Source organism: Streptococcus mitis, from assembly GCF_005844455.1.
Classification (GTDB): Bacteria; Bacillota; Bacilli; order Lactobacillales; family Streptococcaceae; genus Streptococcus; species Streptococcus mitis_BF.
On sequence record NZ_SPGF01000061.1, the window covers coordinates 1 to 11,152 of the forward strand.

Annotated in this window: 9 protein-coding genes and 1 pseudogene; 8 read left to right on the forward strand and 2 right to left on the reverse strand. The window is 39.2% G+C overall.

What is annotated here, in order from left to right:
* From FGQ53_RS09890 to gap, 3 genes and pseudogenes are all read left to right on the forward strand, one after another.
* A pseudogene (locus FGQ53_RS09890) lies at positions 1-607 on the forward strand (IS5 family transposase); the annotation flags it as partial.
* 209 nt (positions 608-816) lie between these two features.
* The gene (adhE, locus tag FGQ53_RS09895) at positions 817-3,468 is read left to right on the forward strand and encodes a bifunctional acetaldehyde-CoA/alcohol dehydrogenase (RefSeq protein ID WP_138338355.1); all 2,652 of its coding nucleotides are present in this window, start codon (positions 817-819) and stop codon (positions 3,466-3,468) included.
* 319 nt (positions 3,469-3,787) lie between these two features.
* Positions 3,788-4,798 carry a type I glyceraldehyde-3-phosphate dehydrogenase gene (gap, locus tag FGQ53_RS09900; protein ID WP_138338358.1) on the forward strand — a complete coding sequence of 337 codons (1,011 nt, stop codon included), beginning with the start codon at positions 3,788-3,790 and terminating at the stop codon, positions 4,796-4,798.
* Between the two features lie 68 nt (positions 4,799-4,866).
* Here gap and FGQ53_RS09905 read toward each other — a convergent pair whose 3' ends face one another.
* Positions 4,867-5,742 (reverse strand): RluA family pseudouridine synthase, encoded by an 876-nt coding sequence (locus FGQ53_RS09905; protein WP_138338361.1) that lies wholly within the window; start codon positions 5,740-5,742, stop codon positions 4,867-4,869.
* An 86-nt stretch (positions 5,743-5,828) separates the two neighbouring features.
* On the opposite strand from FGQ53_RS09905, the gene pbp2a reads away from it, so the two are divergent.
* From pbp2a to nusG, 4 genes are read left to right on the forward strand one after another with little or no spacing between them, the layout of a single operon-like run.
* Entirely contained in the window at positions 5,829-8,024 is a 2,196-nt protein-coding gene (gene pbp2a, locus FGQ53_RS09910) for a penicillin-binding protein PBP2A (protein ID WP_138338363.1), read from the forward strand.
* Between the two features lie 52 nt (positions 8,025-8,076).
* The gene (gene rpmG, locus FGQ53_RS09915) at positions 8,077-8,229 is read left to right on the forward strand and encodes a 50S ribosomal protein L33 (RefSeq protein ID WP_001809375.1); all 153 of its coding nucleotides are present in this window, start codon (positions 8,077-8,079) and stop codon (positions 8,227-8,229) included.
* 9 nt (positions 8,230-8,238) lie between these two features.
* Complete coding sequence (gene secE / locus FGQ53_RS09920) at positions 8,239-8,415, forward strand: preprotein translocase subunit SecE (protein WP_138338366.1); 177 nt, start codon at positions 8,239-8,241, stop codon at positions 8,413-8,415.
* Between the two features lie 50 nt (positions 8,416-8,465).
* Positions 8,466-9,002, forward strand: coding sequence for a transcription termination/antitermination protein NusG (nusG, locus tag FGQ53_RS09925; RefSeq protein ID WP_138338369.1), 537 nt, complete (start codon positions 8,466-8,468; stop codon positions 9,000-9,002).
* 63 nt (positions 9,003-9,065) lie between these two features.
* On the opposite strand, the gene FGQ53_RS09930 is transcribed toward nusG, so the two are convergent.
* Positions 9,066-10,295 (reverse strand): ISL3 family transposase, encoded by a 1,230-nt coding sequence (locus tag FGQ53_RS09930; protein ID WP_212744430.1) that lies wholly within the window; start codon positions 10,293-10,295, stop codon positions 9,066-9,068.
* Between the two features lie 242 nt (positions 10,296-10,537).
* Between FGQ53_RS09930 and FGQ53_RS09935 the strand changes: the two genes are divergently transcribed.
* Positions 10,538-11,017, forward strand: a complete 480-nt coding sequence (locus FGQ53_RS09935; protein ID WP_138338374.1) for a sigma-70 family RNA polymerase sigma factor — start codon at positions 10,538-10,540, stop codon at positions 11,015-11,017.
* Positions 11,018-11,152 lie beyond the last annotated feature (135 nt).

Genomic DNA, 11,152 nt, shown 5'->3' on the forward strand with positions numbered 1-11,152 from the left:
ACCGCACTTATGAACAAATTGCGGCTGATTTTGGCATTCACGAAAGCAACTTAATCCGTCGGAGTCAATGGGTTGAAGCAACTCTTGTTCAAAGTGGTTTTACGATTTCAAAAACTCATCTTAGTACTGAGGATACGGTGATTGTGGATGCAACAGAGGTAAAAATCAATCGTCCTAAAAAAATCAACTAGCCAATTATTCTGGTAAAAAGAAATATCATGCTATGAAGGCTCAGGCGATTGTCACAAGCCAAGGGAGAATTGTTTCATTGGATATTTCAGTGAACTATTGCCACGATATGAAATTGTTCAAAATGAGTCGCAGAAATATCGGACAAGCTGGTAAAATCTTGGCTGACAGTGGTTATCAAGGACTCATGAAGATGTATTCACAAGCGCAAACTCCGAGAAAATCAAGCAAACTGAAGCCACTAACTCTTGAAGATAAAGCTTATAACCATGCGCTATCTAAAGAGAGAATCAAGGTTGAGAATATTTTTGCCAAAGTAAAAACGTTTAAGATGTTTTCAACAACCTATCGAAATCGACGCAAACGGTTTGGATTACGAATGAATTTGATTGCTGGCATTATCAACCGTGAACTATGATTTTAGTTTCGCAGGAAGTCTTTTCATAATTTCACAATCAGCCGGTCAAAACTCTATTGTACGGGTGAATTGAGAAAAAAGTTCACAATCTTAGAAAATTTCTTTGTGAAATGCTTATGAAACTGTTTACAAAGTATAAAAAAAGAGTTATAATATACTTGTGAAAAAAATAACAAAGGATAACATCCTTAAAGGCTATGGAGGATAATATGGCTGATAAAAAAACAGTAACACCAGAGGAAAAACAACTTGCTGCTGAAAAGCATGTCGACGGTCTCGTGAAAAAAGCCTTGGTTGCGCTTGATGAAATGCGCAAGTTGAACCAAGAGCAAGTTGACTACATCGTAGCAAAAGCGTCTGTTGCAGCACTTGATGCGCACGGTATCCTTGCACAACACGCAGTTGAAGAAACTGGTCGTGGTGTATTTGAAGATAAGGCGACAAAAAATCTATTTGCCTGTGAACACGTAGTGAACAATATGCGTGGAGTTAAAACAGCTGGAGTTATCGAAGATGATCCAATTACAGGTTTGACGAAGATTGCGGAGCCTGTCGGAGTTATTTGTGGTATCACTCCAACAACAAACCCAACTTCAACAGCGATTTTCAAATCATTGATTGCTTTGAAGACACGTAACCCAATTGTTTTTGCCTTCCACCCATCAGCTCAAGAATCTTCTGCTCATGCTGCACAAATCGTTCGTGATGCAGCCATCGCAGCCGGTGCACCTGAAAACTGTGTTCAATGGATTACAGAGCCATCTATGGAAGCAACTGGGGCACTTATGAACCACGAAGGTGTTGCGACTATCCTCGCAACTGGTGGGAATGCTATGGTTAAAGCTGCATACTCATGTGGAAAACCAGCTCTTGGGGTAGGTGCCGGAAACGTTCCTGCCTATGTAGAAAAATCTGCTGACCTTCGTCAAGCTGCTCATGATATCGTCATGTCTAAATCATTTGATAATGGGATGGTCTGTGCATCAGAACAAGCCGTTATCATTGATAAAGAAGTGTATGACGAATTTGTAGAAGAATTCAAATCATACCATACTTACTTTGTAAACAAGAAAGAAAAAGCACTTCTTGAAGAATTCTGTTTCGGCGTGAAAGCAAACAGCAAAAACTGTGCAGGTGCCAAACTAAACGCAAACATCGTTGGTAAACCAGCAGCATGGATTGCTGAACAAGCAGGATTTAGCGTTCCAGAAGGAACAAACATCTTGGCTGCAGAATGCGCTGAAGTAGGACTAAAAGAACCATTGACTCGTGAAAAATTGTCACCAGTTATCGCTGTCCTAAAAGCTGAAGATACAGAAGACGGTCTTAAAAAAGCTCGTCAAATGGTTGAGTTTAACGGACTTGGTCACTCAGCAGCCATCCATACAAAAGACGAAGCTCTTGCTAAACGCTTTGGTACAGAAATCAAAGCAATGCGTATTATCTGGAACTCTCCATCTACTTTCGGTGGTATCGGTGACGTATACAATGCCTTCATTCCATCATTGACACTTGGATGTGGCTCATATGGACACAACTCAGTTGGTGATAACGTGAGTGCGATCAACCTTCTAAACATCAAGAAAGTAGGGAAACGTAGAAATAATATGCAATGGTTTAAAGTTCCTTCAAAAATTTACTTCGAACGCAATTCTATCCAATACCTTCAAACATGTGAAGATATTGAACGCGTTATGATTGTTACAGACAAATCTATCGAAAAACTAGGCTTTGTTCAACGTGTTATTGATCAATTGAACAAACGTAGCAACCGTGTAACTATCCAAGTCTTCTCAGATGTTGAACCAGATCCAGACATCACAACTGTAGAACGTGGTGCTGAAGTGATGAAAGCATTTGAACCGGATACAATTATCGCTCTTGGTGGTGGTTCTCCAATGGACGCAGCCAAAGTAATGTGGCTCTTCTACGAACAACCAGAAATCGACTTCCGTGACTTGGTTCAAAAATTCATGGACATCCGTAAACGTGCCTTCCGCTTCCCATCACTTGGTAAGAAAGCGAAGTACATCGGTATTCCAACAACTTCAGGTACAGGTTCAGAAGTAACACCATTTGCCGTTATCTCTGATAAGAAAAACAACCGCAAATACCCATTGGCTGACTACTCATTGACACCAACTATTGCCATTGTTGACCCTGCTTTGGTTGAGTCAGTTCCAGACTTCATCGCTGCTGATACAGGTATGGACGTCTTGACTCACGCTACTGAAGCCTACACTTCAAACTTCGCTAACGACTACACAGACGGTATCGCCCTTCAAACAATCAAACTTGTCTTTGAATGGTTGGAAAAATCTGTTAAGACAGCTGACCCAGAAGCACGTGAAAAAATGCATAATGCATCTACAATGGCTGGTATGGCCTTCGCCAATGCCTTCCTTGGTATGAGCCACTCAATGGCCCATAAGATTGGTGGTGTTCACCATACTGTTCACGGACGTACAAACGCAATTTTACTTCCATACGTTATCCGTTACAACGGAACTCGTCCATCTAAGACGACTACATGGCCTAAGTACAACTACTGGAAAGCTGATGAGAAATTCCAAGACATCGCGAAAATGCTTGGCTTGCCTCACTCAACTCCAGAAGAAGCAGTTGAAGCATACGCTAAAGCTGTTTACGATCTTGGTGAAGCAGTTGGAATCACAATGAACTTCAAAGGCTTTGGTATCGATGAAAAAACTTGGAAAGATAGCTTGCATGAGATTGCCTTGCTTGCTTACGAAGACCAATGTTCACCTGCAAACCCACGCTTACCAATGGTAGCTGACATGGAAGAAATCATGGCAGATGCTTACTATGGTTATAAAGAACGTCCAGGACGTCGTAAATAATCGTTTATCAGCCTAGAGGCAGGAAATATCCTGTCTCTTTTTTGTGAAATTGGAGTATCGAAAATAAATTTTAGCTTTCTATTTTAGCTTTTTATCTGAAAAGAAAAGTGGGAAATGACTATGTAGACAAAGAAAGACAGCAGTATAGGCTTTCAGAAAAGAAAGAAAAATAAGTGGGGTATAGACAAAAAACAACGCCCGTACTTGCAATTAAACTTAAATAGTTATATAATAGGTTTGTTGAAAGGTGATTTGTAGTGATTCAAGTTACTCTTTTCACAATAAAATTTTCATGATTTTCATAAGGAGGAAATCACTAATGGTAGTTAAAGTTGGTATTAACGGTTTCGGACGTATCGGTCGTCTTGCTTTCCGTCGTATCCAAAACGTAGAAGGTGTTGAAGTTACTCGCATCAACGACCTTACAGATCCAGTGATGCTTGCACACTTGTTGAAATATGACACAACTCAAGGTCGTTTCGACGGAACTGTGGAAGTTAAAGAAGGTGGATTTGAAGTTAACGGTAAATTCGTTAAAGTTTCTGCTGAACGTGATCCAGAACAAATTGACTGGGCTAACGACGGTGTAGAAATCGTTCTTGAAGCAACTGGTTTCTTTGCTACTAAAGCAGCTGCTGAAAAACACTTGCACCCAGGTGGAGCTAAAAAAGTTGTTATCACTGCTCCTGGTGGATCAGATGTTAAAACAGTTGTATTTAACACTAACCACGACGTTCTTGACGGTACTGAAACAGTTATCTCAGGTGCTTCATGTACTACAAACTGCTTGGCTCCAATGGCTAAAGCTCTTCAAGATAACTTCGGTGTTGTTGAAGGATTGATGACTACTATCCACGCTTACACTGGTGACCAAATGATCCTTGATGGACCACACCGTAAAGGTGACCTCCGTCGTGCTCGCGCTGGTGCTGCTAACATCGTACCTAACTCAACTGGTGCTGCTAAAGCTATCGGTCTTGTAATCCCAGAATTGAACGGTAAACTTGACGGATCTGCACAACGCGTTCCAACTCCAACTGGATCAGTTACTGAATTGGTAGCAGTTCTTGAAAAGAACGTTACTGTTGATGAAGTGAACGCAGCTATGAAAGTAGCTTCAAACGAATCATACGGTTACACAGAAGATCCAATCGTATCTTCAGATATCGTAGGTATGTCTTACGGTTCATTGTTTGACGCAACTCAAACTAAAGTTCTTGACGTTGACGGTAAACAATTGGTTAAAGTTGTATCATGGTACGACAACGAAATGTCATACACTGCACAACTTGTTCGTACTCTTGAATACTTCGCAAAAATCGCTAAATAATTCTTGAGTCGATAAAAAGCAGGGCCTCTTGGTCTTGCTTTTCTTATATGGAAAAATGGATGATACAATCATCCATTCTTTTTTAATTCTTTTTCAAAAGTATCTGATAGGGCAGTGAAGTTTAATTTTTCTAATGTAAGTGGATGGGTAAAGGAAAGTCGGAAGGCATGAAGCATAAGCCGACTTGATTTTGATTTACTATTATAGAGAGGGTCGCCCAGGATTGGGTGCTTATGATGAGAAAGATGCACACGGATTTGATGGGTTCGCCCTGTCTTTAGTTTGCAACGGACAAGGGTAGTCTGATTTTGAAATTGCTTTAATCTGTTTACATGCGTTTCAGCATATTGCCCATTTTTTGCATCAACTATTCGCTTTCTACGATCATGGCGATCACGTCCGATTTTGTCCCTGAAAACAAGCTCTTTGCTGTTGATATTTCCGTCAACAAGTGCCCAATATTCTCTAAAAATCTCTTTTTTCTCTAATAAGCGGTTGAGAATGGGTAGGATAAAAGGATTTTTGGCAAAGAGGACTAAACCGCTGGTTTCCATGTCTAGACGATGAACGACATAACAGGTTTGACCAACGTAGGCACTGACATGGTTAAGAAGAGCAATTTCGTTTGGTTGGTTACCGTGTGTTTTCATCCCCTCAGGTTTGTTTACAATAATCAAGTGTTGGTCTTGATAAACCTCCTGAACGAGTTCAGGGTTGCCCCAAGGAATTGCCTTTTTTGGATAATCTTCCTCGTCAAAAGTCAACTGGCAAACATCTCCAGGATTCACCACCTCGTTCCAGTGAACTTCTTCTTGGTTTATCAAAATATGTTTCTTGATTCTCAAAAAATGACGGATTTTTCTAGGGATAAGGAGTTGTTCCTCTAGTAATTGCTTTACCGTCATTTGAGGTAAAGAGGAGGGTAATGTAAATGTGAATTTCATACAGATATTGTAACAAAAAAAGCCCTATTTGGATAGGAAATAGCTAAATTCTTGTCTTCCTATGATGAAGATGATAAAATAAACGCATGAAATTAGATAAATTATTCGAGAAATTTCTTTCTCTTTTTAAAAAAGAAGCAAGTGAACTAGAGGAATCTGATTCTACTAGCTTACGTCGCTCTCGTAGTGATCGAAAAAAATTAGCCCAAGTGGGTCCAATTCGAAAATTCTGGCGTCGCTATCATCTAACAAAGATTGTTATTATACTAGGATTGAGTGCAGGTTTGCTAGTCGGGACCTATTTATTTGCTGTAGCCAAGTCAACCAATGTCAATGATTTGCAAAATGCCTTGAAAACTCGAACACTCATTTTTGACCGTGAAGAAAAAGAGGCAGGTGCCTTGTCTGGTCAAAAGGGAACCTACGTTGAACTGACTGATATTAGTAAAAATTTGCAGAATGCCGTTATTGCGACAGAAGACCGTTCTTTCTATAAAAATGACGGGATTAACTATGGTCGTTTCTTCTTGGCTATTGTCACTGCTGGTCGTTCAGGTGGTGGTTCTACTATTACCCAACAGCTGGCTAAAAACGCCTATTTGTCGCAGGATCAAACTGTTGAGAGAAAAGCGAAAGAATTTTTCCTAGCTTTAGAATTAACAAAAAAATATAGCAAAGATCAAATTCTAACCATGTACCTAAACAACGCCTATTTTGGAAATGGTGTGTGGGGTGTAGAAGATGCGAGTAAGAAATACTTTGGAGTGTCTGCATCAGAAGTGAGTTTGGATCAAGCTGCAACTCTGGCAGGGATGCTCAAGGGCCCGGAACTGTATAATCCTTTGAGTTCTGTAGTAGATTCTACCAATCGGCGCGATACTGTCTTGCAAAATATGGTTGCAGCGGGTTATATTGATAAAAATCAAGAAACCGAAGCTGCAGGAGTTGATATGACTTCGCAATTGCAAGATAAGTATGAAGGTAAAATTTCAGATTACCGTTATCCCTCTTATTTTGATGCGGTGGTTAATGAAGCCGTTTCTAAGTATAATCTAACAGAGGAAGAAATCGTAAATAATGGCTACCGCATTTACACAGAGTTGGATCAAAACTACCAAGCAAATATGCAGGTTGTCTATGAAAACACCTCACTATTTCCGAGGGCAGGGGATGGAACATTTGCTCAATCAGGAAGTGTAGCTCTCGAACCGAAAACAGGGGGAGTTCGTGGAGTTGTCGGTCAGGTTGCTGATAATGATAAAACTGGATTCCGTAATTTCAACTATGCAACTCAATCAAAGCGTAGCCCTGGTTCTACAATTAAGCCTTTAGTTGTTTATACGCCGGCAGTTGAGGCAGGTTGGACTTTGAACAAGCAGTTGGATAACCATACCATGCAGTATAATAGCTATAAGGTTGATAACTATGCAGGAATCAAAAAGAGTCGAGAGGTTCCCATGTATCAAGCCTTGGCAGAATCGCTTAATCTACCAGCTGTTGCTACTGTTAATGATTTGGGTGTTGATAAGGCTTTTGAAGCAGGCGAAAAGTTTGGACTCAACATGGAAAAAGTCGACCGTGTTCTTGGTGTCGCCTTGGGAAGTGGTGTCGAAACCAATCCTCTGCAAATGGCTCAAGCATATGCTGCCTTTGCAAATGAAGGTTTAATGCCTGAAGCTCATTTTATTAGTCGAATTGAAAATGCTAGTGGGCAGGTTATTGCAAGCCATAAAAATTCACAAAAACGGGTGATTGATAAGTCTGTAGCTGATAAGATGACTAGTATGATGTTAGGGACATTCACCAATGGAACGGGTATTAGTTCATCTCCTGCAGACTATGTTATGGCTGGAAAAACTGGGACAACTGAAGCAGTTTTCAATCCTGAATACACAAGTGACCAGTGGGTAATTGGTTATACACCTGATGTGGTGATTAGTCATTGGCTTGGCTTTCCGACAACTGATGAAAATCACTATCTAGCAGGTTCTACATCAAACGGTGCAGCCCATGTCTTTAGAAATATTGCAAATACCATTTTACCTTATACGCCAGGAAGTACCTTTACAGTTGAAAATGCTTATAAGCAAAATGGAATTGCACCAGCTAACACAAAAAGACAAGTACAAACCAATGATAATAGCCAGACAGATGATAATTTGTCTGATATTCGAGGACGTGCGCAAAATCTAGTAGATGAGGCTAGTCGGGCTATCTCGGATGCTAAGATTAAGGAAAAAGCTCAAACAATATGGGATTCGGTAGTCAATCTATTTCGCTAAGATGCTTGTCAAAGCCTAGCTTTCTTGTTATAATAGATAAGATGGAGGCGTTATGGCACTAAAAAAAGCAAGCCTAGCTTGTGCGGTTTGTGGTTCGAGAAACTATTCAATCAAGATCAGTGGGAACCCCAAGCCTACACGACTAGAAGTAAATAAATTTTGTAAGCATTGTGGTAAGTACACTACACATAGAGAAACGAGATAGGAGAGAGCGATGCGTTTTATTGGAGATATTTTTAGACTTCTTAAAGAAACAACATGGCCAACTCGCAAGGAAAGCTGGAGAGATTTTCGTTCTATCATGGAATACACTGCTTTCTTTGTTGTGATTATTTACATTTTTGACCAGTTGATTGTTTCAGGTTTGATTCGATTTATTAACATTTTTTAGAAGAGTAGTGAAAGTACACTAAAAATCTTCTATTTATGAAAGGAAATATCATGGATAGTTTTGATAAAGGGTGGTTTGTTTTACAAACTTATTCTGGTTATGAAAATAAGGTGAAAGAAAATCTATTACAACGTGCACAAACCTACAATATGTTGGATAATATTCTACGCGTTGAAATTCCAACACAAACTGTGCAAGTTGAAAAAAATGGAAAGAGAAAAGAAGTAGAAGAAAATCGCTTTCCAGGTTATGTTCTTGTAGAAATGGTCATGACAGATGAAGCTTGGTTTGTTGTTCGAAATACACCAAATGTTACAGGATTTGTCGGATCACACGGGAACAGATCAAAACCAACTCCATTATTGGAACAAGAAATTCGTGACATTTTGGTATCTATGGGACAAACTGTTCAAGAATTTGATTTCGATGTTGAGGTTGGCCAAATCGTACGTATCATTGATGGTGCTTTTGCAGACTACACTGGTAAGATTACAGAAATTGATAATAACAAAGTGAAGATGATTATCTCTATGTTTGGTAATGATACAGTTGCAGAAGTAAACCTAAACCAAATTGCAGAATTATAACCCAAAGAGAGGCCCGTCCTCTCTTTTTTGGCTCTTTGTCAACTGTAGTGGGTTGAAGAAAAGCTAAGATCTAGAAAGGACAAATTTCGTCCTTTCTTTTTTGATATTTAGAGCGATGAAAATTCGTTTTTTGAAGTTTTCAAAGTTCCGAAATCCAAAGGCATTGCGCTTGATAAGTTTGATGAGATTATTGGTGGCTTTCAGTTTGGCGTTGGAATAGGGTAGTTGAAGGGCGTTGACGATTTTCTCTTTATCCTTGAGGAAGGTTTTAAAGACAGTCTGAAAAAGAGGATGAACCTGCTTAAGATTGCCCTCAATAAGTCCGAAAAATTTCTCTGGTTCCTTATTCTGGAAGTGAAAAAGCAAGAGCTGATAGTGATGTTTCAAGTCTTCTGAATAGCTCAAAAGCTTGTCTAGGATTTCTTTGTTGGTTAGATGCATACGAAAAGTAGGGCGATAAAAACGCTTATCACTGAGTTTACGACTATCTTGTTGGATGAGCTTCCAGTAACGCTTGATAGCCTTGTATTCATGAGGCTTTCGATCCAATTGATTCATGATTTGGACACGCACACGACTCATAGCACGGCTAAGATGTTGCACAATGTGAAAGCGATCTAGAACGATTTTAGCACATGGAAAAAGCTGTTTAGCTAAGGCATAGTAAGGACTAAACATATCCATCGTAATGATTTTTACCTGACAACGAACAGCTCTATCATATTTAAGAAAGTGATTTCGGATGATAGCTTGTGTTCTCCCCTCAAGAACAGTGATGATATTTAGTTTTTCAAAATCTTGCGCAATAAAACTCATCTTTCCCTTAGTGAAGGCATATTCGTCCCAGGACATAATCTCAGGCAGACGAGAAAAATCATGCTCAAAGTGAAAGTCATTGAGCTTGCGAATAACAGTTGAAGTTGAAATAGACAACTGATGGGCAATGTCGGTCATAGAAGCCTTCTCAATCAGTTTCTGAGCAATTTTTTGGTTGATGATACGAGGGATTTGGTGATTCTTCTTGACGATAGAAGTTTCAGACACCATCATTTTAGAGCACTGATAGCACTTAAAACGACGCTTTTTAAGGAGAATTCTAGTAGGCATACCAGTCGTTTCGAGGTAAGGAATTTTCGACGGTTTTTGGAAGTCATATTTCTTCATTTGACTTCTACAATCAGGGCAAGATGGAGCCTCATAGTCCAGTTTAGCGATGATTTCTTTGTGTGTATCCTTATTGATGATGGCTATAATCTGGATATTAGGGTCTTTAATATCGAGTAGTTTTGTGATAAAATGTAATTATTCCATATGATTCTTTCTAATGATGGTTTTGTCGCTTTTCATTATAGATCTTATGGAACTTTTTTTCTACAACAAAATAGGCTCCATAAGATCTATAGGGGATTTACCCACTACAAATATTATAGAGCCTCTTTTTTTTGTGCAGTTGAGGAGCTAAAGGGAACAGAATGGATGAAATGTGCCAAAAGTGTTTCTGAATCTGTTAGACTGTACACAGAAAGGGGAAGATTATGCTTAAAGAATTGTATAAAGAAGTCCAGGGAATTGTATACAAGTGTAGAAATGAATATTACCTTCATTTGTGGGAGTTATCGGACTGGGATCAAGAGGGAATGATTTGCTTACATGAATTAATCAGTAGAGAAGAAGGGCTTGTAGAAGATATCCCTCGCTTACGTAAATATTTTAAAACAAAATTCCGGAATCGAATTCTAGATTATCTCCGTAAACAAGAAAGTCAAAAACGGAGATATAATAAAGAGCTTTATGAAGAAGTGGGTGAGATAAGTCATCGTATAAGTGAGGGAGGACTCTGGCTAGATGACTATTATCTCTTTCATGAAACACTAAGAGATTATAGAAACAAACAAAATAAAGAGAAACGAGAAGAGTTAGAACGCGTCTTAAGAAATGAACGTTTCCGAGGGCGTCAAAGAGTGTTAAGAGACTTACGTATTGTGTTTAAAGAGTTTGACATCCGTGCTCATTAGGAATTCATGCAAAAAAGTAAAAAAAGTTTAAAAAAGGTGTTGACAAAGTTTGAAAAGTCGGTATAATAGTAAGAGTTGAAAATAACAACTCTGGTCCGTTGGTCAAGGGGTTAAGACACCGCCTTTTCACGGCGG

What these genes read in the sequence shown, in the direction of transcription:
- adhE (WP_138338355.1), top strand. Translation starts at nt 817, where the DNA reads ATGGCTGATAAAAAAACAGTAACACCAGAGGAAAAACAACTTGCTGCT.
- gap (WP_138338358.1), top strand. Translation starts at nt 3,788, where the DNA reads ATGGTAGTTAAAGTTGGTATTAACGGTTTCGGACGTATCGGTCGTCTT.
- FGQ53_RS09905 (WP_138338361.1), bottom strand. Translation starts at nt 5,742, where the DNA reads ATGAAATTCACATTTACATTACCCTCCTCTTTACCTCAAATGACGGTA.
- pbp2a (WP_138338363.1), top strand. Translation starts at nt 5,829, where the DNA reads ATGAAATTAGATAAATTATTCGAGAAATTTCTTTCTCTTTTTAAAAAA.
- rpmG (WP_001809375.1), top strand. Translation starts at nt 8,077, where the DNA reads ATGGCACTAAAAAAAGCAAGCCTAGCTTGTGCGGTTTGTGGTTCGAGA.
- secE (WP_138338366.1), top strand. Translation starts at nt 8,239, where the DNA reads ATGCGTTTTATTGGAGATATTTTTAGACTTCTTAAAGAAACAACATGG.
- nusG (WP_138338369.1), top strand. Translation starts at nt 8,466, where the DNA reads ATGGATAGTTTTGATAAAGGGTGGTTTGTTTTACAAACTTATTCTGGT.
- FGQ53_RS09935 (WP_138338374.1), top strand. Translation starts at nt 10,538, where the DNA reads ATGCTTAAAGAATTGTATAAAGAAGTCCAGGGAATTGTATACAAGTGT.